20 protein-coding genes and 1 pseudogene are annotated in these 25384 nt (G+C 66.8%); 18 read left to right on the forward strand and 3 right to left on the reverse strand.

All coding sequences use genetic code 11. The annotated features are described in order from the left end of the window. The 14 genes and pseudogenes from A6A04_RS23130 to A6A04_RS23135 form a co-directional block, all read left to right on the forward strand. Positions 1-105, forward strand: a pseudogene (locus A6A04_RS23130) (electron transfer flavoprotein subunit alpha/FixB family protein); the annotation flags it as partial. A 117-nt stretch (positions 106-222) separates the two neighbouring features. After that, positions 223-672: an RrF2 family transcriptional regulator gene (locus A6A04_RS09705; protein ID WP_068492298.1), complete on the forward strand. Its 450-nt coding sequence runs from the start codon at positions 223-225 to the stop codon at positions 670-672. 92 nt (positions 673-764) lie between these two features. Then, complete coding sequence (locus A6A04_RS09710; protein WP_068492300.1) at positions 765-1460, forward strand: Crp/Fnr family transcriptional regulator; 696 nt, start codon at positions 765-767, stop codon at positions 1458-1460. Positions 1461-1651: 191 nt separating this feature from the next. After that, positions 1652-1828 carry a Flp family type IVb pilin gene (locus tag A6A04_RS09715; protein WP_156612548.1) on the forward strand — a complete coding sequence of 59 codons (177 nt, stop codon included), beginning with the start codon at positions 1652-1654 and terminating at the stop codon, positions 1826-1828. A gap of 207 nt (positions 1829-2035) precedes the next feature. Further along, the gene (locus A6A04_RS21630; protein ID WP_156612549.1) at positions 2036-2212 is read left to right on the forward strand and encodes a Flp family type IVb pilin; all 177 of its coding nucleotides are present in this window, start codon (positions 2036-2038) and stop codon (positions 2210-2212) included. 75 nt (positions 2213-2287) lie between these two features. Then, the gene (locus tag A6A04_RS09720; RefSeq protein ID WP_068492356.1) at positions 2288-2788 is read left to right on the forward strand and encodes an A24 family peptidase; all 501 of its coding nucleotides are present in this window, start codon (positions 2288-2290) and stop codon (positions 2786-2788) included. 86 nt (positions 2789-2874) lie between these two features. After that, positions 2875-3759 carry a Flp pilus assembly protein CpaB gene (gene cpaB / locus A6A04_RS09725; RefSeq protein ID WP_068492302.1) on the forward strand — a complete coding sequence of 295 codons (885 nt, stop codon included), beginning with the start codon at positions 2875-2877 and terminating at the stop codon, positions 3757-3759. Continuing rightward, the gene (locus A6A04_RS09730) at positions 3756-5225 is read left to right on the forward strand and encodes a type II and III secretion system protein family protein (RefSeq protein ID WP_068492304.1); all 1470 of its coding nucleotides are present in this window, start codon (positions 3756-3758) and stop codon (positions 5223-5225) included. The genes cpaB and A6A04_RS09730 overlap by 4 nt, the downstream gene beginning before the upstream one ends. 14 nt (positions 5226-5239) lie before the next feature. After that, complete coding sequence (locus A6A04_RS09735; RefSeq protein WP_068492306.1) at positions 5240-5899, forward strand: CpaD family pilus assembly lipoprotein; 660 nt, start codon at positions 5240-5242, stop codon at positions 5897-5899. Between the two features lie 20 nt (positions 5900-5919). Then, a complete protein-coding gene (locus tag A6A04_RS09740; RefSeq protein WP_068492308.1) occupies positions 5920-7104 on the forward strand; it encodes an AAA family ATPase in 1185 nt (394 codons plus the stop codon). Between the two features lie 4 nt (positions 7105-7108). Next, positions 7109-8491 carry a CpaF family protein gene (locus tag A6A04_RS09745; protein ID WP_068492310.1) on the forward strand — a complete coding sequence of 461 codons (1383 nt, stop codon included), beginning with the start codon at positions 7109-7111 and terminating at the stop codon, positions 8489-8491. Beyond that, entirely contained in the window at positions 8484-9473 is a 990-nt protein-coding gene (locus tag A6A04_RS09750) for a type II secretion system F family protein (protein ID WP_068492312.1), read from the forward strand. The genes A6A04_RS09745 and A6A04_RS09750 overlap by 8 nt, the downstream gene beginning before the upstream one ends. A 17-nt stretch (positions 9474-9490) precedes the next feature. Beyond that, a complete protein-coding gene (locus A6A04_RS09755; RefSeq protein WP_068492314.1) occupies positions 9491-10435 on the forward strand; it encodes a type II secretion system F family protein in 945 nt (314 codons plus the stop codon). A 192-nt stretch (positions 10436-10627) separates the two neighbouring features. Next, a complete protein-coding gene (locus tag A6A04_RS23135) occupies positions 10628-10867 on the forward strand; it encodes a phage tail protein (protein ID WP_068492315.1) in 240 nt (79 codons plus the stop codon). Here the strand turns inward: A6A04_RS23135 and A6A04_RS09765 are convergent, their stop codons facing one another. Genes A6A04_RS09765 through A6A04_RS09775 form a run of 3 tightly spaced genes read right to left on the reverse strand, consistent with a single transcriptional unit; the run spans position 10868 to position 16310 of the window. Then, the gene (locus A6A04_RS09765; protein ID WP_068492317.1) at positions 10868-11887 is read right to left on the reverse strand and encodes an HD domain-containing phosphohydrolase; all 1020 of its coding nucleotides are present in this window, start codon (positions 11885-11887) and stop codon (positions 10868-10870) included. Positions 11888-11890: 3 nt separating this feature from the next. After that, on the reverse strand, positions 11891-15169 hold the full coding sequence (locus A6A04_RS09770) for a PAS domain S-box protein (protein WP_156612550.1): 3279 nt from the start codon (positions 15167-15169) through the stop codon (positions 11891-11893). Position 15170: 1 nt separating this feature from the next. Further along, positions 15171-16310 (reverse strand): FIST signal transduction protein, encoded by a 1140-nt coding sequence (locus A6A04_RS09775; protein WP_068492320.1) that lies wholly within the window; start codon positions 16308-16310, stop codon positions 15171-15173. Between the two features lie 171 nt (positions 16311-16481). On the opposite strand from A6A04_RS09775, the gene A6A04_RS09780 reads away from it, so the two are divergent. Genes A6A04_RS09780 through A6A04_RS09795 form a run of 4 tightly spaced genes read left to right on the forward strand, consistent with a single transcriptional unit; the run spans position 16482 to position 25295 of the window. After that, entirely contained in the window at positions 16482-17696 is a 1215-nt protein-coding gene (locus A6A04_RS09780) for an efflux RND transporter periplasmic adaptor subunit (protein ID WP_245651154.1), read from the forward strand. Further along, positions 17693-20767, forward strand: a complete 3075-nt coding sequence (locus tag A6A04_RS09785) for a multidrug efflux RND transporter permease subunit (RefSeq protein ID WP_068492322.1) — start codon at positions 17693-17695, stop codon at positions 20765-20767. Before A6A04_RS09780 ends, A6A04_RS09785 begins: the two co-directional genes overlap by 4 nt. Continuing rightward, on the forward strand, positions 20764-23862 hold the full coding sequence (locus A6A04_RS09790; RefSeq protein WP_068492323.1) for an efflux RND transporter permease subunit: 3099 nt from the start codon (positions 20764-20766) through the stop codon (positions 23860-23862). Before A6A04_RS09785 ends, A6A04_RS09790 begins: the two co-directional genes overlap by 4 nt. Continuing rightward, the gene (locus A6A04_RS09795) at positions 23859-25295 is read left to right on the forward strand and encodes an efflux transporter outer membrane subunit (protein ID WP_068492325.1); all 1437 of its coding nucleotides are present in this window, start codon (positions 23859-23861) and stop codon (positions 25293-25295) included. Before A6A04_RS09790 ends, A6A04_RS09795 begins: the two co-directional genes overlap by 4 nt. Positions 25296-25384: the final 89 nt, after the last annotated feature.

A 25384-nucleotide genomic window follows, 5' to 3' on the forward strand; every position in this document is an offset into this window, starting at 1 on the left:
AACAAGGACGAGGAGGCCCCCATCTTCCAGGTGGCCGATTACGGACTGGTGGCCGATCTCTTCAAGGTTCTGCCTGAGTTTTCCGCGGCCCTCCAGTCTCCCTGAGGTCGCAAACTGACGGGACTGGGGCGGAAAGCCGCTTCAGTCCCGTTTTTCACGCGCATGGCCGTTGACATGCATCGGTGAATGCTCTTTCTATTTCTCTATAGAAAGGGTGTTGTGATGCTGTCCTCCAAGGCGAAATACGGCCTCAAGGCCATGGTGCATCTGGCATTGCGCGAGGGCCAGGGGCCGGTGCTGATCGCCGAGGTGGCCGAGGCCGAACGCATCCCCAAGAAATTCCTCGATACCATTCTGCTGGACCTGAAAAACCATGGTCTGCTGTTGTCCAAGAAGGGCAAGGGCGGCGGCTACACCATGGCCCGGCCGGCGGCGCGGATCATGGTGGGGGAAATCGTCCGCATCCTCGACGGCCCGCTGGCGCCGGTTCCCTGCGTCTCCCGCTCGGCCTATCGGCGTTGCGACGACTGCCTGGACGAAGCCGCGTGTGCCGTGCGTGGCGTCATGCAGGATGTGCGCGACGCCATTTCCGCCATTCTGGACAATACCAGCCTGGCCGAAATGTCGCGGCGGCGCGGCCGGGTCGAACCCGTCCTGATGTATGACATCTGACCTCCCATAGGTTTGTCCGGCGAAGACCGGATTGAATTGCGCCAAATACCGGCGGATACTTTCACCGGGTGGGCGCAGGGCTTGAGGTTGGCATGGACGCGATCGACGGCGCGCTTTCCCGCGTTTCCCTTTTCGCCGATCTGGATCCGGTGGCGCTTGGCGCCATCGAGGTCCAGTGCACATGGCGTCGCTATGCCTCGGGCGAACAGGTGTTCGACAAGGAAAGCGACACCCTCGACGTCTATTTCGTCATCGAGGGGGCGGTGCGCATCCTCAACCATACTGGTGACGACCGTGACGTCGCCCTGGCCGATGTGCTGGAAGGCAACTATTTCGGCGAGTTGGCGGCCATTGACGGCATGAAGCGATCCGCCCGGGTGGTGGCCACCCGCGACTCGCTGCTGGCCTCGCTGGATGGTCCGGCCTTCCTGGGGCTGATGCGCGATCATCCCGAAATCGCCCTGAGGGTTCTGGAACGCCTGACCCGCATCGTCCGCAATCTCGATGCCCGCGTCACCCAACTGTCCACCCAGAACGAGCAGCAGCGTATCTGGGGAGAATTGCTGCGTCTGGCCGAGCCGGACCCCGCAAAGTCCGAGCAGTGGGTGATCCCCGATCTACCCAACCACAAGGAAATCGCCGCCTGGGCCGGGGTCAGCCGGGAACAGGTGGCCCAGGCCATCGGCGAACTGGCCCGCGACGGCGTGGTCCGGCGCAAGACCATGGGGCTGGTCATCTGCGATCTGCCCCGCCTGCAGATGATGGCGCGCACCGTCAGTGCCGCCTGACAAAATCCATAAAATCCAACGTAACTTGCAAGTATAAAAATCGTCGTCTGTGGGTGCGTTCACAGATTGATTGGTCATGAATTGGTACTGTTTTCCTCAAGAGACACGGGCGGGAAACCACAGCCAAGTATCTCTGAAGACAAAATCGGCAAGAGCCCCCATCGCGGCCTGCCACTTCAAGGAGAGCAGTCATGTTGAAGTCGATCCGCACCCTGACCAGCAAGTATGTCCGTAACGAGAATGGCGCCACCGCCATCGAATACGGCCTGATCGCCGCCCTGGTTTCCATCGCCGCCCTGACGGCGTTCCAGGCCATCGGCCCCCGCCTGCTGGCGACCTTCAACAATGTGAGCACCGGCCTTCAGTAAAAATAACAATAAAAGCGCGGAAACGCCTCCCATTGGGAGGCGTTTTGCGTTTTGATGCCCGTCTCGTAGAAAATAAAAAATTCGTTCTGTGGATATAGTCACAGAGTATGTGGGGTGATCTTGGTATTGTTTGGTCATGGAAAGCGAGGGCGGGAAACGAAGTCTTCAAATCCCTCGGCCAGTTAGACCAGATCAAGGAGAGCCATCATGTTGAAGTCCATCCGCACCCTGACCAGCAAGTATGTCCGTAACGAGAATGGCGCCACCGCCATCGAATACGGCCTGATCGCCGCCCTGGTCTCCATCGCCGCCCTGACGGCGTTCCAGGCCATCGGCCCCCGCCTGCTGGCGACCTTCAACACCGTCAGCACCGGCCTCCAGTAATCCGGAGCCGGGGGAACGGAAACAGGCGCCTCCCCCCGGGAGGCGCCTTTCGTCTCGGCGGGAGGCGGATTGATCATGACGACCCTGATATTGGTACCCAGCCTGGCCTTTGTCGCGGCGCTGCTCGACGGCGCCATTTGCGATCTGCGGGCCTTTCGCATCCCCAACCGGGTGCCGCTGCTGCTGGCGGCATCCTATGCCCTGGCCCTGGCGGCGGGGTTCGACGCCGCGTCTTGGCCGGGCCATCTGGGCGTGGGGGCGGCGGTCTTCGCCGTGTCCGTCCTGCTGTTCAGCCTGGGGGTGTGGGGCGGCGGCGACGCCAAGATGCTGCCTGCCGCCGTGTTGTGGGTGGGGCCGGGCGAGTTGCCCCGCTTCCTGCTGGTCATGGCCCTGGTGGGTGGCGCGCTGGCGCTGCTGGCCCTGGCCGCCCGCCGGGTGCCGCTGGGTCCGGAAGGCGAGCTGCGTGACTGGGGCCGCCGCTTGGCCATCAGCGGGCAGGTCCCCTATGGTGTCGCCATCGCCTGCGCCGGCTTGGATTGGGGGCTGGCGAACCTGCTTCCTCGCCTGATGGGCTGAGCCGAGGTTGCGCCGTCCCGCGATTTCGCCGATTGTCTTCGGGGGAAATTCTTCCGGCCCTTTGCCTTCGTCTCGAGGTCAGCATCATGCGACCCATCGCCATCGTCATCACCGTCGCGGCCGTCATCGCCGTCCTGACCGGCTTCCTGGCCAAGCTGTGGCTGGACCGACAGGCCGCGCGCCCGGTGGCGGTGGTGCAGGCGGTGGCCGAGGTTCTGGTCAGCGCGCGCGATATCGCGGCCGGAACGGTGCTGTCCGCCTCGGACCTGCGCTACGAAAGTTGGCCCGAGGCCCTGGTCACTCCCCGGCTGATGACCCGCAAGGATGGCGCCGATCCCAAGGTCCAGGCGGTGGGGCAGGTGGCGCGGCGGGATCTGGCCGAGGGCGAGCCCTTCACCCTGGCCGCCACCTTCCGGGCCGATGCCGTGGGGGTATTGGCGGGGCTGCTGTCGCCGGGCATGCGGGCGGTATCCATCGCCATCACCAATCCATCAGCGGTGTCGGGATTCGTCACTCCCGGCGACCGGGTCGACGTGCTGCTGGCCACCGATGTGTCCAAGACCCTGGAGCAGGGGGAGCGCAAGGATGCCTCTGGCGCCATCCTGCGTTATGCCGCCGAGACGGTGCTGTCGGATGTGCGGGTGCTGGCCATCGACCAACAGATCACCCGTGGACGCGATGGCTCGGCCATTCAGGGCAAGACCGCCACCATCGAGGTGACGCCAAAGCAGGCGGAAATCCTGACCACCGCCGCCATGGTCGGCAGCCTGCAACTGGTGCTGCGCGGCTTGCCGGGCGAGGCGGTGGCCCCGGCCGAATCCGCCGGATTCACCTCAGACACCGAAACCAGCCGGGCACTCCAGGCCATGAGCGAGGCCCGTGAGGCGCCCGCCCGCAAACCGTCCGGCGGCGGCGGTGGCGTCCAGATCAACCGCGCCGGTCACATCACTTCCGAGGGGTTCTCGCGATGATTTCCCGCCTGCTGCTTGTCGTGGGATTTCTGCTGGGCTCGGGCCTGTCGGCCTGGGCCGAGGAACCGCCAGAGCCGCCGCTGCCCTCGGCGGTACCCCGTGCCAAGGTGGTGACCCTGGGCCAGCGAGGGTCTTCGGAAACCGCGCCTGCCAGCGCCCTGGTGCCGCGTGGCCCCATGCCCGCCGCCTCCGAGACCATCCATCTGTCGGTCAATAAGTCCACCGATCTGGTGATGCCCGCCGAGGTCCGTGACGTCATCGTCGGCAATTCCGACATCGCCGACGTGGTGGTGCGCTCGCCGACCCGTATCCATGTGGTGGGCCGGGCGGCCGGGCAAACCAACATCTTCCTGATGGACCGGGCCGGGCGCACCATGCGCCGCCTGGAGGTGGAGGTCGGCGTGGACGCCGAAACGGTGCGCGAGGTGCTGCGCCGGGTCATGCCCGACGAGCGCGACATCCAGGTCGCGGCCGTCGCCGACAGCCTTTACCTGTCGGGCACGGTCAGGAGCGATGCCGCCGCCGCCTCGGCCCGCACCCTGGCGCGGCGCTTCGTCGGTGCCGACGCCAATCTGGTGACCCTGCTGCGCGTCGCCAACGACCAGCAGGTGCTGCTCCACGTCAAGGTGGTGGAGATGCAGCGCACCGTGGTCAAGGAACTGGGAGTCGGCATCGCCACCACGCGGGGGCTGCAACTGGGGCATCAGCAGCTGACCGGCTCCACCACCGGCACCATCGGTCAGATCACCACCTCGTATTTCGGCGCCGCCACGGTCACCGGCATCGGCACCCTGACCGCGAGTCTGAGCATGCTGGAGAACCAGGGCCTGATTCGCACCCTGGTGGAGCCCAATCTGACGGCGGTGTCGGGCGAGACCGCCACCATGCTGGCGGGTGGCGAATTGCCCATTCCGGTGGCCGATGCCAACGGTTCCATCAGCGTCGAGTTCAAGCCCTATGGCGTGCTGTTGAACTTCACCCCCACCGTGCTCGATCCCGGCCGTCTCAGCCTCAAGATGTCCACCGAGGTCAGTTCCATCGATACCGCCAACCGTACCGCGGTCAGCAACACCATCTCGGTGCCCGCCTTCAAGGTGCGCCGCGCCGGGTCCACGGTCGAACTGCCTTCGGGCGGCTCCATCATGATCGCCGGGCTGCTGCAGAACGACCTGACCGGCAATGTCTCGGGCCTGCCCGGCCTGATGGACATTCCCATCCTGGGCGCCTTGTTCCGCTCCACCGCCTTCCAGCGCAACGAGACCGAGCTGGTGGTGATCCTGTCGGCCTATGTGGTGCAGTCGGTCAGCCGCCCCGATATCCTGGCGCTGCCCTCCGACGGTTTCGCCCCGGCCTCGGACCTGAAGCGGGTGCTGTTCGGCCGCTTGCAGGAAACCTATGTCAAGCGCACGCCCACGCCGCCCATTCCCGGCCCGCTGCAGGGCCCCTTCGGCTATATCGTGCAGTGAGGAGGACCCAGGCCATGATCCGCGCAGCCTCCGTCGCCCTGATCTCCCTGCTCGCCCTGGCCGCCTGCGGCCCGGGCGAGATGGCGGAGCACGACCAGCGCCAGTCCTTTCCCATCACCGCCGAGGTCAAGCAGGCGGTGGCGGTGTTCGACCGCGCCGAGGGCAATGGGCCGGTCTCCGTCTTCGACCGCGAAAGGCTGCGCCGTCTGGCGGGGGAATCGCTCAAGCGCGGCGCCGGGCCGGTGGTCATCGCCCTGGCGCCAAAGCCCGACGAGGCCAGCGCCCGCGCCTTCGCCCAATCCCTGGCCGACGAGTTGAAAGCCGCCGGTGTCGCCGAGGTCCAGGTCAAGCTGGCCGAGGACGGCGACGGCGCCGCCAGCGTCCGCGTGCCCGTCTGGGTGGCGGTGGTGCCGGAATGCGGCACCTTCGATCGCGGCCTGACCCCGGACTTCTCCAATGCGCCCCATTCCAATTGGGGCTGTGCCGTGGAGCGCAACCGGGGGCTGATGGTGCAAAATCCCGCCGATCTGGTCCGCGCCCGCGAGGCGACCGGGCGTGACGCCAACCGGGCGGGGGACGTGCTGGGCAAGTATGGCCGCGGCGAGGCCACCGGATCGGCGGTGGAGGAGCAGAGCGCCGGAACCACCAGCAAGGTGGGAAATTCCGCCAAATAGGGGCGGGGAGGGACCGCAGAGTGATTCATCGCCTGACCATCGACGCCTTCGCGTCCGATCCCGAGACCGCCGCCCAGCTGCGGCAGGTGCAGCTCGACCGCCAGTTGGGCAAGTCGCGCCTGACCCTGGAAAGCGGCGGCCTGGCGGCGGCGGTGGAACATTACGCCCATGCCGCCACGCCGCAGGTGGTGATCGTCGAGGAGGACGATGCCTCAAAGCTGCTGGAACGCCTGGAACACCTGGCCGAGGTCTGCGTCCAAGGCACCAAGGTGGTGGTGATCGGCGCCGTCAACGATATCACCCTCTACCGCACCTTGATGGAGCAGGGCGTCAGCGACTATCTGCTGCGCCCGGTCACCGCGCGGCAGATCATCACCGCCATGGACCGGCTGTTCGCCGATCCCCAGGCGGCGCCCCGGGGCCGCGTCATCGCCTTCTGGGGCGCGCGCGGCGGGGTGGGGGCCTCCACCCTGGCCCAGAACACCGCCTGGGAATTGGGGCGGGCCAGCCAGGATGCCGTGGTCTATGTGGACCTTGACCTCGCCTTCGGCACATCGGTGCTGGCCTTCAATGTCGAGGCCAAGCAGACAGTGGCCGACGCCCTGGCCCATCCCGAGCGGCTGGACGAGGTGCTGATGGAGCGCTGCATGGTCGACTATGACGACCATCTCCAGGTGCTGGCCTCGCCCGGCGATTATCGCCCGGCGGCGGGGCCGACCGCCGAGGCGGTGGAGCGGCTGGTGGATCTGGCGGCGCGCGCGGCACCGGCGGTGGTGCTCGACCTGCCCCGGCTGTGGAGCGACTGGACCGAGCAGCTGCTGGCCGCCGCCGACGAGGTGGTGGTGGTGGCCACCCCGGATTTCGCCAGTTTGCGCGACGTGAAGTCGGTGATGGACATCCTGACGCCCCGGCGCAACGGCATGGCGCCGCCCCGGCTGGTGCTGAACCGGCTCGATCCCGCCCGCAAGACCCAGCTGACGGCCAAGGATTTCGAGGACACCATCAAGCTGGCGCCGTTCCTGGCCATCCCCTCCGATCCCCAGGCCTTCGGCGAGGCCGCCAATAACGGCCAGATGGTGGGCGAGGTGGTGAAATCGGGCAAGCTGGCGGCGCTGCTGACCCAATTGGCGGTATCGCTGGGCGGCAAGGCCCCGGTGGCCCGCAAATCCGCCCGCAAGGGGCTGCTGGACTGGCTGAAGAGGTAGCATCATGTTTGGCCGCCGTTCCGCCGCCCCCTCCGCCACGCCGCCTCCCGCCGCCAGCCCGGCCACCGCCGCCGCGCCGGTTTCGGCTCCGCCGCCGACCCGCGCCACCGACCTGGACCAGCGGCTGTCCGACATCAAGATCGCCATCTTCAACGACCTGATCGATTCGGTGGACCCCACCGAGCTGGGCCGCCTGGAACCGGCGCAGGTGCGGGAGGAAATCTCGGACATCGTCGCCGAGATCATCTCCATGCGCTCGCTGATCCTCTCGGCCGCCGAGCAGCAGGTGGTGATCGCCGATATCTGCAACGACGTGCTGGGGCTGGGGCCGCTGGAGCCGCTGCTGGCCCGCGACGACATCGCCGACATCATGGTCAATGGCGCCGACAAGGTCTATATCGAGGCCGACGGCAAGATGGAACTGACCGATATCCGCTTCCGCGATAACGCGCAGCTGATGAATATCTGCCAGCGCATCGTCTCGGCGGTGGGCCGTCGGGTGGACGAATCCAGCCCTATCTGCGACGCCCGCCTGGGTGACGGCTCGCGCGTCAACGTCATCGTGCCGCCGCTGGCCATCGACGGCCCGACGCTCACCATCCGCAAGTTCAAGCGCGACAAGCTGACGCTCGACAAGCTGGTGGAGTTCGGCTCCATCACCCCCCAGGCGGCCAAGGTGTTGCAGATCGCCTCGGCGGTGCGCTGCAACATCCTGGTCTCGGGTGGCACCGGCTCGGGCAAGACCACCTTGCTCAACTGCCTGACCCGCTATATCGACGAGGCCGAGCGCATCGTCACCTGCGAGGACGCCGCCGAGCTGCAATTGCAGCAGCCCCATGTGGTGCGCCTGGAAACCCGGCCGCCCAATCTGGAAGGGGCGGGGCAGGTGACCATGCGCGATCTGGTGAAGAACTGCCTGCGCATGCGGCCCGAACGCATCATCGTCGGCGAGGTGCGCGGACCGGAGGCCTTCGACCTGCTCCAGGCCATGAATACCGGCCATGACGGCTCCATGGGCACCATCCACGCCAATACCCCCCGCGACGCCCTCTCTCGCGTCGAGAACATGGTGGCCATGGGCGGCTACAACCTGCCCGCCAAGGCGGTGCGCGAACAGATCGCCTCGGCGGTCAATGTCATCGTCCAGGCGGCGCGGCTTCGGGACGGCTCGCGCAAGATCACCCACATCACCGAGGTGGTGGGGATGGAAGGCGATGTCATCACGCTTCAGGACCTGTTCGTGTTCGAATACGAGGGCGAGGATTCCCGTGGCCGGGTGTTGGGACGCCACCGCCCCACCGGCCTGCGCCCGGCCTTCTGGGACCGCGCCCGCTATTACGGTCTCGACCGCGCCCTGGCCGAGGCGCTGAGCGACGCCAATGCTTGATGCCCTGGCCCGCCTGCCGTTGGAAATCGCCCTGGTGGTGGCGACGCTGCTGATTGCCCTGATGGTGCTGGGCTGGTCCATGGTCGGGCTGATCCACGGCCCCCGCGCCCGCATCAAGCGGCGCCTGGCGGCCATGACCGGCCAGGTCGTCTCTGGCCGCCGCGCGGGCCGCGTCCCCAAGCGCAAATCGGTGCAGGCCCGCCTGAAGCAGGTGGAAGGCAGCCGCAGCCGCAAGCGCGGCTATCGCCTGCGGGAAGAACTGATGCAGGCGGGCATCCGCATCGAGGTTCGCCACTATCTGATCGCCACCTCTGGCTTCGCCGTTCTGATCTTCGCCGTGGCCAAGCTGGCGGGCCTCGCCAGCCTGTGGGCGCTGCTGGCCGCCCTCGCCCTGGGATTGGGGCTGCCCAAGCTGGTGCTGGGCATCCTGGCCAAGCGCCGGGTCTCGCGCTTCACCGCCCAGTTCGCCGACTCCATCGACGTGGTGGTGCGCGGCATCCGTTCCGGCCTGCCCCTGGGGGAATGCATCAACATCATCGGCCGCGAGATGGAAGACCCCATCGGCGCCGAATTCCGCCTGATCACCGAGGGCCAGAAGCTGGGCCTGGGCCTGCAGGACGTGCTGGCCCGCGCGGTGGAGCGCACGCCCACCGCCGAATTGCGCTATTTCGCCAATGTCATCGCCATCCAGCAGCAGACCGGCGGCAATCTGGCCGACACCCTGTCCAAGCTGTCCGAAGTGCTGCGCGCCCGGAAGCGCATGCGCGACAAGGTCCAGGCCTTCGCCTCGGAAGCCCGCGCCTCGGCCTATATCATCGGCTCGCTGCCGCTGGTGGTGGTCACGGCGCTGTGGGGGCTGGCGCCCAATTACATCGAGATCCTGTTCACCACCGAAGTCGGCAACGTGCTGCTGTTCGCGGGCGGCGTCACCGAGGTGGTGGGACTGCTGGTCATGCGCCGCATGATCAATTTCGACATCTGAAGGGGGGAGGGAGACTCATGCTGCCCACCCTGATCATGATCGGCGCCGCCATCGCCGCCTTCGTCTCGGTGCTGGCGCTGTCGCTGCCGCTGCTGGCCCGCGACCGGCTGTCCAACCGCCTGAAGGCTGTGGCGGCGCGTCGGCAGGAACTGTCTGTCCAGCAGCGCGCCGCCCTGGCCCAGGGTCGCCGCAAGGCGCCGCCTCGCCGCCGCCTCGCCCTGATGCGCGCCGTGGTGGACCGCCTCAAGCTGCAGGATCTGCTCGAAGCCAGGGAGTTGAAGGCGCGGCTGGCCCAGGCGGGCTGGCGCGGCCAGTCTGCGCCGCTCACCTTCATCTTCGCCCGGGTGGCGCTGCCGGTGGTGCTGCTGGCCTTCGGGCTGGTCTATGCCACCACCGTCTTCGCCCATCTGCCCCTCGCCAACCGCGCCTTCATCCTGGTGGGCGCCATGGCCGCCGGGGCCTATCTGCCCAGCCTGTTGCTGACCAATGCGGTTCAGAAACGCCAGGCCTCCATCGCCCGGGCCTTTCCCGATGCCCTGGACCTGATGGTGATCTGCGTCGATGCCGGATTGTCGGTGGAGGCCACCTTGGGCCGGGTAGTGGAGGAATTGGGGCCGGAATCGCCGGAACTGGCCGAGGAATTCGGGCTGGCCGCCGCCGAATTGGCCTTTCTCGGCGATCGCCGCCATGCCTGGGAGAATCTGGCTGAGCGTACCGGGCTGGCCAGCGTGCGCTCGCTGTCTACCACCTTGCTGCAATCCGAGAAATACGGCACGCCGGTCAGTCAGGCGCTGAAGGTGCTGGCCCAGGAAAACCGCGAATCCCGCATGTCGGAAGCGGAAAAGAAGGCCGCCGCCCTGCCCGCCAAGCTGACGGTGCCCATGATCGTGTTCTTCCTGCCGGTGCTGTTCCTGGTCATCGCCGGTCCGGCTGCCATCCAGGTCAGCGGCGTGATGAAATAAGACAAAACCTGGATGATTGATCCGATCCGGCTGAATTGTTACCATTCATGTCGATGTTTATTGCGATTGCTTAAATAAATAAAGGGGGAAGCCTTGGCGCGGATTTTTACGAGAGTAGCCTTTGCCGTTGTCTCGGCGGGGGCGGCCCTAACGGCTCCGTCCGCGGCGTGGGCCTGCGGTACCGAGCCCTATTTGGGTGAAATCTGTGTCTTCGCCACCTCGTTCTGTCCGGAGGGATACTTGCCCGCCGACGGCCGCTCCATTCAGATCGAGGGAAAACAGGCCCTGTTCTCCCTGCTGGGGGTGCGGTTCGGCGGCGACGGCAAGACCAGCTTCAACATTCCGACCGTCCAACCGGTGCCCGACGCCAACGGCAAGGGGCCGTTGCTGTCCTGCATCGCTGTGATGGGCGTGTATCCCATGCGGCCGTGATCAGTAATTGTGCAGCGGATGGGGCGGCTCGGGGTTCAACTGCTCCTGGAACTCGGCCATGATGGCCCGGACTTCGTCCATGTCCGACAGGAAGGCCTCGACGCAGGCGGGATCGAAATGCTTGCCGCTCTGCTCCTTCAGGAAGGTGGTGGCCTCGTCCACCGACCATGGCCGCTTATAAGGCCGGGTCGAGGTCAGGGCATCGTAGACATCGGCCACCGCGACGATGCGGCCCACCAGGGGAATGGCTTCGCCCGCCCGTCCCTCGGGATAGCCGCTGCCGTCGTATTTCTCGTGGTGGCTGCCCGCGATCTCGGCGGCGAGGCGCACCAGCCGCGACGGGCTGTTCTTCAGGATTTCGTGCCCGAAGGTGGCATGCTGCTTCATGATGGTGAATTCCGACTCGGTCAGGCGGTCGGGCTTCAGCAGGATCATGTCGGGAATACCGACCTTGCCGACATCGTGCATGGGAGCCGCCAGTTCCAGCCGCTCGACCTCGCTGGCCTCCATGCCGAGGCGCCGCGCGATCAGGGCGGAGTAGCGGGCCATGCGCTCGATATGGGCGCCGGTCTCGGGGTCGCGGAATTCCGCCGCTTTGGACAGGCGCATCACCAGTTCCTCGGCGGCGCGGTCGTGCAGGGTCAACTGTGACTTGCGCAGCTCAAGCAGGTTGCGTGACCGGGCCAGCAGTTCGTGGCCGTCCACCGGCTTGGTCAGGAAGTCGATAGCGCCCATCTCGAGGGCTTTCTGGCGGATTTCCTTGACGTCAGAGGTGGTGACCACCACCACCGGCACCTCGGCAAATTCCTCCCTCAGGCGCAGACGACGGATGAACTCCAGCCCATCGATCTCGGGCATGTGGTAATCGGTCAGGATCAGGTCGGGCACGTTGGTTTCGCACCAGACCAGGGCGTCCACCGCCGAGTCCATGGAAATCACCGAGCATCCGTCCAGCTTGACCAGCCGGTGCTGCAGCAGCATCAGATTGGTGGGATTGTCGTCGACGATCAGGATGCGCATGGCTCAACCTTCCGGCAGGGCATAGACGGTGGAAGACAGGGTGGCGGGCAGGGCCTCCACCGCTTGATTCAGGCTGGCCAGGGCGACATCGCAGCCATCCCCCGCCCGGGCGGTGTTTTCCAGCGTCAGGCAGCCGTCGCGGATGGCCGACAGTCCCAGGCTGGCGGCGGCGCCCTTGATGGTGTGGGCCTCGCGGCGCACTCGTTCGAAATCACCCTGGGCCAGCGCATCCGATGAGGTCGCGACCCGGGCGCGGGCATCCTCCATGAACTTGGCCAGGATGGCGACCACCGTCTCGGCCTCCAGGTCGTCCTTCAGCAGGTCGAGCACGGAGAAATCCACCGATGGCCCGGCGGTGGGCAATGGCGGCGACACCGGTTTGCGCTCGGCCTCGCCGGAATAGCGCGCCAGCACCTCGGCCAGCTTCTGGCGGTCGATGGGCTTGCTGATATAGCCGTTCATGCCCGCATCCAGGCAGATCTGGTCGTCCCCGCGCATGGCATTGGCGGTCATGGCGACGATGGGCACCTGGGACGACTGGGAGGGCAGGCGGCGGATCACCCGTGTCGCCTCCAGCCCGTCCATCTCGGGCATCTGCACGTCCATCAGCACCAGATCGTAGGGCAGCAGGCGAACCGCCTCCACCGCCTCGGCGCCATCGCCGACAACGTCCACCGAATGGCCGAGTTTGCGCAGCAGGCCCAGCGCCACCTGCTGGTTGACCGGGTTGTCCTCGGCCACCAGGATGCGCAGCCGCTTGGCGGTGGCCGTGTCGGCGGGGGCTTCTGGCGTGGCGGCGGGGCGGGTGGGGGCCTGGCGTTCCAGCAATCCCAGCAGCCGGGCGATGGTGTCGAGAACCGTGTTCTGGCGCAGCGGCTTGTGCAGGAAGGCGTCGATGGGACAGGATTCGTCACGCTCGACCACCCCCTGGGACGAGGTGATGATCACCTTGGTGGCGGTCAGCATGGGTATGGCCCGGATCATGCGCACCATGTCGGTGCCGCTGACAATGGGCATCTGGGCATCGATCAGCGCCACCTGCCAGGGTCTGCCATCGGCGGCGGCCCGGGTCATCTCGTTCATGCCCGATCCCGCGTCGTGGCAGGCGCGGACATCCACTCCGAACGCGCGCAGCTGACGTTCCAGGACATTGCGGTTGACGGCATTGTCGTCCACCACCAGCACCCGGCAGCCGCGCAGGTCCGGCGGCAGTAGCCCCTGGGGCCCGAGCACCACCAGGGGCAGATCGATCCAGAAGCGCGAGCCCCGGCCGGGCTCGCTATCCAGTCCCACATCGCCCCCCATCAGATTGGCGAGGCGGCGCGAGATGGCCAGGCCGAGGCCGGTGCCGCCATAGCGCCGCGCCGTGGACGAGTCCACCTGCTGGAACATGGAGAACAGGCGCCCCTGCGCCTCCTTGGCGATGCCGATGCCGGTATCCTTGACCTCGAAGCGGATCATGGCACGGCCATCGGTGAGGTCCAGGGTCCGCAACTCGATGGAAACGCCGCCCTTCTCGGTGAATTTGACGGCATTGCCGGTCAGGTTCATCAGCACCTGGCGCAGGCGGCCGGGATCGCCGCGCACCATCACCCGCAGGTCCGGGGGGATCAGGCTGGCGATTTCGATGCCCTTGGCATGGGCGCGCGGCGCCAGGATGTCCACCACGCTTTCCACCAGGGGCGGCAGTTCGAACTCGGTGAAGTCCAGGTCGAGCTTGCCTGCCTCCATCTTGGAGAAATCCAGGATGTCGTTGATCACGGTCAGCAGGGATTCGCCGGAATCACGGATGGTTTCGGCGAAATGGCGCTGTTCGTCGTCCAGTTCGGTGTCCAGCAGCAGGCCGGTCATGCCGATCACCCCGTTCATGGGGGTGCGGATTTCGTGGCTCATTGTGGCGAGGAATTCCGACTTGGAGCGGTTGCCCGCCTCGGCGGCTTCCTTGGCCTCGCGCAGTTCCCGTTCCACCTGACGGCGCTGGGTGATATCGCGGAAGCCGATCACCACGCCCACCTGACGGGTGTTTTCCATGACCGGCGAGGCGATGTACTCCACCGGCAGGGCAACGCCGTCACTGCGTTTGAAACTGGCGGAATCATCGCGGAACGAGGCGGTCAGGCGCAGCAGCACGCCATAGAGATTATCGGCGGTCTCCAGGTTTGAGGCGATCATGGGCAGGATATCGGCCCCCACCAGTTCGGCAGGCTCGTAGCCCAGCAGCTCGGCGGCGGCGCGATTGACGAAGGTGGCCTTGCCGTTGAGGTCGATGCCGAAAATGCCGTCGTCGACGCTTTCCAGGATGGAGGCGTTGCGCTGGGCCAGACGTTCCATCTCGGCCTGGGCGGCCTTCAGGCGCTCTTCGGCGTCGATTTCCTCAGTGATGTCGGATGCGGTGCCGCGATAGCCGATGAACTCGCCGCTTTCGGTGAAGACCGGCTTGCCGTTGACCCGCAGCACCCGACCGGGGCCGTTCATGGCCTTGGTCCGGTAGACGAAGCCCCGGAACGGCCGCCGGGCTTTCAGGTCTTCAAGATTCTGGCGCCGGACTTCGGGATCGGTCTCGTCCGAGACCATCTCGTCGCGGGTCTTGCCCACGTAATGATCGGGCAGGACGCGGGTATGCTCGGTGAAATTGCCGGAAAAGCGGGTGAAACGGAGATCGGCGCCGGTTTCCCAGAACCAGTCTGACGAGGATTCGGCAAAGTCGCGGAAGCGAAGCTCGCTCATGCGCATCTCGCGCTCGATGCGCTTGCGTTCCGAGATGTCGCGGATGATGCAGATGAAATGTTCCACCCCCGTGGGGGACAAGTCGCCCAGGGCCAACTCGACCGGAAAGCATTCGCCGTTCTTGCGTCGGGCATAGCTTTCACGCCCCAATTCACGGATGCGCTGGATGGCGCATTCGTTCGCATCGGATACGCCCTTGGTGGGCAGCAGGGCCAGGATGGCCTTGCCGACCAGTTCGTCTCTTTCGTAGCCAAAAACCGACAGCAGGGCCGGATTGACACTGAGAATGTGCCCGGTGGGATCGGTGATGACGATGCCCTCGCCGACCGTATCCAAAATGGCCTGGAGATGGGCTTCCGCCTGCTGCCGGGACGCCAGGTTGGCCGCCCGCAACTCTTCTTCCATCAGCCGGGTCGAGCGATCATTCAGGCGCCGCTCGCGGTCTTGTTCCTCATAGGTCTCGCTGACCAGCTTCATCAGCAGGTCGAAGTCGGGCGCGCCATCGGCGCTCCCCCTCGATGCCCGGGTGAGCTGTCGCTGGAGCAGCCGGTGCACGTCAGGTCTCGGAAATGGTGGTGATGGTCATGGTCTGGTTGTGCAGCTCACACTTGCCGGTGAAGCCATGGGGAGAGATTTCTCCATAGGAGTAGAAGCCGATCAGGTTGGCGTTGCCGCCCAATACATCCGAGACGATTTCCACTTCCTCGACGATGCGCTGGCCCATCAGCAGTTTGCGACCGATGCAGCTGACCAGGATGGCGAGGCAGGGGGCCTGGGTATCGGCGGCCTCGGCCGCCTTGCCCGCGCCGTCCACCAGATTGTCGAAATTGCCGCGCATCAGCCGTGCCACATGGCCGGTGGGCACGTCGCCCGCGAAGGTCATGGACTTGGCATCCTCGTCGATGCCGACGATGGTGCGCACCACCTCGCCGCCCTCGGCTCCCATGGACGGGCGGATGGACAGCGGGAACAGCAGGGCGCTGCCGGGCAGTCCCTGGGCTTCCTCGCCCAGATAGCGCTTGTAGAGGTCCAGCGCCGGTTCGCCGTCCAACTCGTAGAGCACATTGGCCGCCGATCTGGTGATGGTGCGGGGCGGGCCGAATTCATCCCAGCCGCCGAAACTGCCATGGCCGATGGCCAGGCTGTCGCCGTAAAGGCCGATGGCTGCAACCCGGCCGGCCCGCATGGCATCGTTGCAGCCCACCGCCGTGGATTGGAAGCGGGCGCCGTCCCCGGCCAGGCCGCCGGTGACCACCACGCCTTCGGTCACCGCGTCGATGCAACCGTCCACCAGGGCGTCGCCGTTGACCTTGGTGCCGTCGGACAGGATGAAGATGGCGCGAAGCTCGCTTTCGCCCAATCTGGGGGCCAGATCGCGGGCCAGTTCGGCGCCGATGGTGCCCGATTGGCAGACGTCGGAAATATCGCGGGCCGCAACCCGGACCCTGGCCTTGTCGAAGCCCACCGCCGCGGTGACGATGCTGTCGTCCAGCACGTCATTGCCGCCGATCTCGCCGCCGGTGGTGCAGCCGACGATGGCGGCATTGCCGTAGCGGGCCTTCAACTCCTGGAACAGGGCCGTCGGGTCCATCGCTCCGGGCGCCGCGAAATACAGCACCAGCGACGCTTCGCCGGGCACCGCCGCCGCCGGGCTCCAGCCGCTGTCCTTGGTCCAGAGCCGCTGATCGATCCACATTCCCGCATCCTCCCCGATGATTTTCAGCCGAACGATAGCAGCGCAATGTTGATGAATTATAAACCGCTATGTCCAACGTATAAGCCGAATCTATTCGGTTACCCTCTGTTACAGACAGGATGGCGGTGATTGCGCATAATCGCCGTTCCAACATTGCCCGGGAGGTCGAGGGTGCGTGTCCAGGACATGGTGGGAAAGATTGGTCGGCATCGGGTGCCGGTGGCGCTGGCGCTGCTGGCGGTCGCGGTGGCTGCGGCCCTGGTTCTGCCAAGCCTGGGCAAGCCCGACAAGATCGCGGGCAAGCCGGGTGGGCCTGATCGGCCGGTCCCCGTGGTGGTCGCCCAGGCGGCCCGCAAGGATGTTCCCATCTATCTCGACGCCTTGGGCACGGTCCAGGCCTATAACACCGTCACGGTGCGCTCGCGCGTCGATGGCGAGCTGGTGGAAGTGCTGTTCAAGGAAGGCCAGGACGTCAAGGCGGGCGATGTGCTGGCCCAGATCGATCCGCGCACCTATCGCGCCCAGTACCAGCAGGCGCAGGCGGCCCGCGACAAGGATTTCGCCCAGTTGGAGGCGGCGCGGCGCGACCTCGCCCGCTATGTCTCGCTGGGCGACCGGGTGACGGGGCAAAGCGTCGACACCCAGCGCGCCCTGGTCCGCCAGTTGGAGGCGACGGTGCGCCTGGACGAGGCCGCCATCAGCAATGCCAAGACCATGCTGAGCTATACCGTGATCACCGCCCCCATCGATGGTCGGGCGGGCATCCGGCTGGTGGATCGCGGCAATCAGGTCCGGGCGTCCGACGCCACCGGGCTGGTGACCCTGACCCAGGTGCAGCCCATTTCGGTGATCTTCACCCTGCCGCAGCAGAGCCTGCCCGCCATCACCGACCGGCTGCGCGAGGACGGGCGCCTGAGTGTGCTGGCGCTGCGGCCCGAAACCCGCGCCCTGGTGGATACCGGAGAATTGGAACTGGTGGACAACCAGATCGACCAGACCACCGGCACCATCAAGCTGAAGGCGGTGATGCCCAATGCCGAACGCCGCCTGTGGCCGGGCGGCTTCGTCAATGTGCGGCTGTTGCTGTCGGTGCGCCAGGGCGGTCTGGTGATTCCGTCCCCCGCCGTGCAGCGCGGGCCCCAGGGCTCCTATGTCTTCGTGGTCAAGCCCGACCGCACCGTCGAGATGCGGCCGGTGGCCGTCGCCACCGTCGAGGCCGATCAGGTGCTGCTGGATGCCGGGGTCGAGGAGGGCGAGACCGTGGTGGTGGACGGCGTCGCCAAGCTGGCCCAAGGCAGCCGCGTCGTCTTCGGCGGGGAAGCCGGAGGCGGCAAGGGGAACGGCGGGCCGGGCAAGGAACCGGAGGGGCGGGGCGCGGCCCAATGAATATCTCGGCCCCGTTCATCCATCGCCCCGTCGCCACCTGGCTGCTGGCCCTGGCGGTGGTGCTGACCGGCGCCCTCGGTTTCCGCCTGCTGCCGGTCTCGGCGCTGCCCCAGGTGGATTTCCCCACCATCCAGGTGTCCACCCGTCTGCCCGGCGCCTCGGCCGATACCATGGCCTCGCTGATCACCACCCCGCTGGAACGCCAGTTCGGGCTGATCCCGGGCCTGTCGGTGATGACCTCGACCTCGTCCCAGGGCGCCAGCGCCATCACCTTGCAGTTCGACCTGTCCAAGAGCATCGACGTGGCGGCCGAGGACGTGCAGGCCGCCATCAACGCGGCGCGCGGCGTTCTGCCCCAGGCGCTGCCCTATCCGCCGGTCTATTCCAAGGTCAATCCCGCCGATCCGCCCATTCTGACCCTGGCGCTGACCTCGGACACCCTGCCCATTACCCGGGTCAACGACGTGGCCGACACCCTGCTGGCCCAGAAGCTGAGCCAGATTTCCGGTGTCGGCCGGGTGGTGGTGGAAGGCGGCCAGCGCCCGGCGGTGCGGGTGCAGATGGACCCGGCCCGGCTGGCGGCCTATGGCCTGTCGCTGGAAGACGTCCGCGCCGCCTTGTCCAAGGCCAATGTGGACCTGCCCAAGGGCAGTTTCGACGGCGTGTCCCAGGCCCTGTCGCTGGGCGCCAACGACCAGATTTCCGACCCGGCCCATTATCCCACCCAGGTCATCGCCTGGCGCAACGGCGCCCCGGTGCGGGTGCAGGACCTGGGGCAGGTGGTGGAGGGAGTGGAGGATTCCCGGGCCGCCGGATGGTATGACGGCAAGCCCGCGGTGATCCTCAATGTCCAGCGCCAGCCCGGCGCCAATATCGTCGCCACCGTCGATCGCATCTCGGCCAAGCTGCCGGAACTGCGCCGCGCCATGCCGGTGGGGGTAACCGTCTCGGTGTTGGCGGACCGGACCGAGACCATCCGCGCCTCGGTGGCGGATGTGGAATTCACCCTGGTGCTGACGGTGGTGCTGGTGATCGGGGTGATCTGGGTGTTCCTGCGCAGCCCGCGCGCCACCCTGATCCCGGCGGTGGCGCTGCCGCTGTCCCTGGTGGGCACCTTCGGGGTGATGGCCCTGGCCGGATTCTCGCTGGACAACCTGTCGCTGATGGCGCTGACCATCTCGGCCGGTTTCGTGGTCGACGATGCCATCGTCATGATCGAGAACATCGTCCGCTATATCGAGAAGGGCATGAAACCGCTGGAAGCGGCGCTGACCGGCGCCGCCGAGATCGGCTTCACCATCGTGTCGCTGACCGTCTCGCTGGTGGCGGTGTTCATCCCGCTGCTGTTCATGGAGGGAATCGTCGGGCGGCTGTTCCGCGAATTCGCCCTGACCCTGACGGTGGCGGTGGTGGTTTCGGCGGTGGTATCGCTGACCCTGACCCCCATGATGTGCGGCCATCTGCTGAAGGGCGGCCACGAGGACGCCAAATCCGGCAAGGTGTTCAAGTCCCTGACCGGGCTTTACGCCCGCTCGTTGGATTGGGTGCTGGGGCGCCAGGCCGCCACCTTGTGGCTGGCGGTGGCCACCCTGGCCGGGACCATCGCGCTCTACATCCTGGTGCCCAAGGGCTTCCTGCCCAGCCAGGATACCGGCATGATCATCGCCACCACCGACGGGCGGCCGGAAATCTCGTTCCGCGCCATGGTGGAGTTGCAGCGCCGGGCCGCCGACATCGCGCGGGCCGATCCGGACGTGGCGGCGGTGGCCTCGTTCCTGGGAACCGGCGGCGTCAACATCACCGCCAATACCGGCCACATGACCATCGTGCTGAAGCCGAGAAAGCGGCGCGATGCCTCGGCCGAGCAGGTCATCGCCCGCATGTCCGAGGCGCTGCGCCCGGTGGCCGGGCTGGAGGCGCATCTGAAGGCGGCCCAGGACATCCAGCTCAGTCCCCGCACCAGCCGCACCCAGTTCCAATACACCCTGACCGATATCGACGCGGCGGAACTGGCCCATTGGGCGCCACGGGTGCTGGAGCGTCTGCGGGCTTCGCCGCTGCTGACCGATCTGGCCTCGGATTCCCAGGATGGCGGGCTCCAAGCCGATATCGTCATCGACCGTGACAAGGCGGCAAGGCTGGGCGTGGCGCCCCAGGCCATCGACGACACCCTGTACGACGCCTTCGGCCAGCGCCAGATTTCCACCATCTATTCCCAGGTCAACCAGTACCACGTCATCCTGGAGGTCACCCCGGAATACCAGTTGGGGCCGGAGACACTCGGCGCCATCTATGTGCGCTCGAGCAATGGCGGGCTGGTGCCGCTGGCCGCCTTCGCCAAGGTGACGCGCAGCCGGGTTCCCCTGGCCATCACCCATCAGGGACAGTTCCCGGCGGTGACGCTCAGCTTCAATCTGGCGCCCGGTGCCTCGCTGGGCCAGGCCATCCGCGAGATCGAGACGATCGGCCGCGAGTTGGAGATGCCCGAGACCATTACCGGCGACTTTTCCGGTGACGCCGCCGAGTTCCGTCGCTCGCTGGAAAACGAGCCCTGGCTGATCCTGGCCGCCCTGGTGGTGATCTACATCGTGCTGGGTGTGCTGTATGAAAGCACCATCCACCCGGTCACCATCATGTCGACTCTGCCCTCGGCCGGTATCGGGGCGCTGCTGGCGCTGATGGCCACCGGCAACGACCTGTCGCTGGTGGGGCTGATCGGCATCATCCTCTTGATGGGTATCGTCAAGAAGAACGCCATCATGATGATCGACTTCGCCCTGGAGGCCGAGCGCGGCCAGGGGATGTCTCCCAGGGACGCCATCGTCCAGGCCAGCCTTTTGCGCTTCCGCCCCATCATGATGACCACCATGGCGGCGCTGCTGGGCGCCCTGCCCCTGGCCATCGACAGCGGCACCGGCTCGGAACTGCGCCGCCCGCTGGGCATTTCCATCGTCGGCGGCCTGCTGCTGTCGCAGCTGATCACGCTTTACACCACGCCCGTGATCTATCTGGCCTTCGAGCGGCTGAAGAGCCGCTTCAGCCAATCCTCGCCCGCGGGCGGGACGGCATGAGCGGCTTTTCCGCCATCTTCATCCGCCGGCCGGTGGCGACCCTGCTGCTGGCGGCGGGGCTGTTCCTGGCGGGTGCCGCTGCTTTCCAGGATTTGCCGGTGGCGCCGCTGCCCAAGGTGGACTTTCCCACCATCTCGGTCACGGCGCGGCTGCCCGGCGCCGACCCCGCCACCATGGCCGCCACGGTGGCGGCGCCGCTGGAGCGTCGGCTGGGCGAGGTTCCCGGCGTCGCCGAGATGACCTCCACCAGTACCCAGGGCTCCACCAGCATCACCGTTCAGTTCGACCTGGACCGCGATATCAGCGGCGCCGCCCACGATGTCCAGGCCGCCATCAACGCCGCCATGGCCGAACTGGCCCTGGACCTGCCGCAGCCCCCCACCTATCGCAAGGTCAATCCGGCGGAATCCCCCATTCTGATCCTGGCGGTGACCTCGGCCTCGCTGCCCATGTCCAAGGTCTACGATGCCGCCGACGCCATCATGGCCAGCCGCATCTCCCAGGTGGAAGGCGTCGCCCAGGTGACGCTCAGCGGTGCCGACAAGCCGGCGGTGCGGGTGCGGGTCGATCCGTCGCGTCTGGCCGCCATGGGGCTGGGGATGGAGGATGTGAGGACCGCCCTGGCCCAGGCCAATGTCAATCTGCCCAAGGGCAGCTTCGACGGTGAAAGCGAAGCCCTGTCCATCGCCGTCAACGATCAGCTGTTCACCGCCGCTGCTTACGCGCCGCTGATCCTGAAATCCGCCGATGGCGCCGTGGTGCGGCTGTCCTCGGTGGCGCAGGTGGTGGATGCCAGCGAGAATTCCCGCACCGGCGGCTGGTTCAACCGCGACCGCGCCGTATTGCTGATCATCAGCAAGCAGCCCGGCGCCAACGTGGTCGAGACGGTGGACCGCATCAAGGACATCCTGCCGCAGTTGCAACGCTGGATGCCCGCCGGGGCCAAGGTTTCCGTGGTTTCCGACCGCACCGTCAACATCCGCGGCAATCTGGACGACGTCGAGACCACCCTGGTGATCTCCATCGCCCTGGTGATCATGATCGTCTATCTGTCCCTGGGCCGCATGACCCCGACCCTGGCGGCGTCCATCACCGTGCCGCTGTCGCTGGCCGCCACCTTCGCGGTGATGTGGCTGGTGGGATACAGCCTCAACAATATCTCGCTGATGGCGGTGATCATCGCGGTGGGCTTCGTGGTCGACGACGCCATCGTCATGATCGAGAACATCACCCGCCACATGGAAAACGGCGAGTCGGCGCTGGAGGCGGCGGTCAAGGGCGCGCGCGAGATCGTCTTCACCGTCGTCTCCATCACCCTGTCGCTGGTGGCGGTGTTCGTGCCGATCCTGTTCATGGGCGGCATCCTGGGGCGTCTGTTCCGCGAATTCGCCGTCACCCTGTCGGTGGCGGTGGTGGCCTCGGCCCTGATCTCGCTGACGGTGACGCCCACCCTGTTCGGCCATCTGATGGCCCGCGCCACGCCGCGCCCGCCCTCGCGGGTGGCCCGCATGGGCCAGGCGGCCATGGAATGGGCCGAGCAGACCTATCTGTCCGGCCTGGGCTGGGTATTGGCCCATTCCCGCCTGATGCTGGCGGGGGTGCTGGCGACGGTGGGGCTGACGGTCTATCTCTACGGTGTCGTGCCCAAGGGCTTCTTCCCGCCCCAGGACACAGGCATGGCTTTCGTCAGCGTCGAGGGGCGGGTGGATATCTCGTTCCGGGCCATCGCCGAGCGCCAGCAGAAGGTGGCTGAGGTGCTGCTGTCGGACCCGGACGTGGCCGGGCTGGGCTCCTTCGTGGGAGCGGGGGGCTTCGGCACCAATCACCAGGGCCGCATGTTCCTCACCCTGAAGCCGCTGGGCGAGCGCAAGGCCAGCGTCCAGGAGGTGATCAACCGGTTGCGGCCCAAGCTGGCTCAGGTGGCGGGGGTGTCGGTATTCATGTTCCCCGGCCAGGATATCCGGGTGGGCGGGCGCATGGGCAAGGCCCAGTTCCAGTTCGTACTGTGGAGCGAGTCGCTGGAGGAATTGCGGGAATGGACGCCCAGGCTGGTGGCGCGCCTCAAATCCGAGCCCGGCCTGCTGGATGTCTCCAGCGACCAGGATTCCGCCATTCCCCAGGTGCAGGTGGTGGTCGACCGCGATGCCGCCGCCCGCCTGAAGGTCAGCATCACCGAAATCGATCAGGTGCTGCAGAACGCCTTTGCCCAGCGCCCGGTCTCGACCATGTATACCCAGCGCAACCAGTACAAGGTGGTCCTCGAGGTGGAGCCCCGTTTCCAGGAGGACCCGGCGACCCTGCATCTGCTGTGGGTGCGCGCCGCCGATGGCCGCGCCGTGCCGCTGGACGCCCTGGCCCGCTTCGAGACCACCACCGCGCCGGTGACGGTGGCCCATCAGGGCCAGTTCCCGGCGGCGACCCTGAGCTTCAACCTGGCGCCCGGCACGCCCTTGGGCGAGGCGGCGGAGAAGTTGGCCATGGCGGCGCGTTCCATCGGCCTGCCCGCCGGGGTGCGCTGGGAATTCGCGGGCAATGCCAAGGTGTTCGCCGAGTCCCTGAAGGACCAGCCGGTGCTGATCCTGGCCGCCCTGCTGACCATCTACATCGTGCTGGGGGTGCTGTATGAGAGCACGCTGCATCCGCTGACCATCCTGTCCACCCTGCCCTCGGCCGGGATCGGGGCCTTGCTGGCGCTGCTGGCCACCGGCACCGAACTGACCCTGATCAGCGTCATCGGCGTCTTCCTGCTGATGGGCATCGTCAAGAAGAACGGCATCCTGCTGGTGGATTTCGCCATCGAGGCGGAAAAGCGCGGCGCCGCCCCCCGGGACGCCATCCTGGAGGCCTGCCGCATCCGCTTTCGCCCCATCACCATGACGACGCTGACCGCGCTGCTGGGGGCGGTGCCGCTGGCCCTGGCCACCGGGCCGGGCGGCGCCCTGCGCCAGCCGCTGGGCATCGCCATCGTCGGCGGGCTGCTGCTGTCCCAGATTCTGACATTGTATACAACTCCCGTGGTCTATCTCGCCCTTGCCCGCCTCGCCCGGCGGATCAAGGGACGGCGTCAGGCGGCGGGTGAGGAGTTCGCCCGATGAGAGTTCTGCCGCTTGCCGTCGTCGCCCTGGCGCTGACCGCCTGTTCGGTGGGTGATCCCTATCAGCGTCCCGACACCAAGCCGCCCGTGGCCTGGAAGAATGCCCCGGCCCAGGCCAGGGGCGAGGAATGGCCCTCGGCCGAGTGGTGGCGGCGCTTCGGCTCGTTGCGGCTCAACGAGCTGATGTGGGCGGCCAGCCTGGGCAATTTCGACATCCAGGTGGCCATGGCCAAGGTGCGCCAGGCCGATGCCGAAGTGGCGATCATGGGGGCTCCGCTGCTGCCGTCGCTGTCGGCCAGTGCCGGGTCCACCCGCTCGCGCGCCTCCATGGCGGCGTCGTCCAGTTCATCGTCCTCGTCCTCCACCCGCCTCGCCAAGGCCACCCATTCCACCTCGACCAATGCCCTGCTCACCGCCAGCTACGAGATCGACTTCTGGGGCAAGAACGCCGCCGGTCTGGCCTCGGCCGAGGCGGCGGCCCAGGCCTCGCGCTTCGACCAGCAGACGGTGATGCTGACCGCCCAGGCCAGCGTGGCGACCACCTATTTCAGCATCCTGGGCTTGCAGGAACGTCTGCGGCTGGCCCGCGACAATATCGCCAACGCCGAAAGCGTGCTGCAGGTCTATCGCGACCGCTTCGGCGCCGGCATGGCGACCTCGCTGGACGTGGCCCAGCAGGAAAGCGTGGTGGCCAACCAGCGCGCGGTGACGCCGCCGCTGGAACAGCAGTTGCGCCAGGACATCAACGCGCTCGCCATCCTGACCGGGCGTCTGCCCGAGGAATTCGCGCTCGAGCCCGAGCTTCTGGACCTGATCGCCATTCCCACCCCGGCGCCGGGGCTGCCCTCGGAACTGCTGGGCCGCAGGCCGGACGTGCAGGCGGCGGAAGCCAGCTTGCGCGCCGCCAACGCGAATATCGCCGTGGCCCGCGCCGCCTGGTTCCCATCCCTCTCGCTGACCGGCCAGGCTGGATTCCAAAGCCTGGACTTCGCCAAGATGATGACCCATTCCAGCCTGTTGTGGTCGGTGGCCTCGTCCGTCACCCAGACCATCTTCGACGGCGGCAAGATCGCGGGCAATGTGGAGCAGAAGCGCGCCCGCCAGGACGAACTCGCCGCCACCTATCGCAAATCCGTGGCCTCGGCCTTTTCGGATGTGGAAAACGCCCTGATCGCCATGGAAATGACTACCAGCGAGGTGGAAGCCCAGCGCAATGCCGAGGCGGCGGCCCGCCGGGCCTATGATATCGCCCGCTCGCTGATGGCGGCGGGGACCGTGGATATCACCACGGTGCTCAATACCCAGAAGACCCTGTTCGCGTCCCAGGATGCCCTGGCCCAGGCGCGATTGTCGCAGTTGCAGGCGGTGGTGGGGCTGTACAAGGCCATGGGCGGCGGCTGGCAGGTCAACGTTGTCGGCGGTTCAATGAATTGATCCGCCGCAAGTCCCTCAGGCGCCGGGCGCTTCGCTTGGCTTTCGCGCCATGAGGCGCGGCGCGCGTTGCGCTTGCCATCTCCTTCTCA

The sequence above is a fragment of the Paramagnetospirillum marisnigri genome (genome assembly GCF_001650715.1).
In the GTDB taxonomy this organism is placed as follows: Bacteria; Pseudomonadota; Alphaproteobacteria; order Rhodospirillales; family Magnetospirillaceae; genus Phaeospirillum; species Phaeospirillum marisnigri.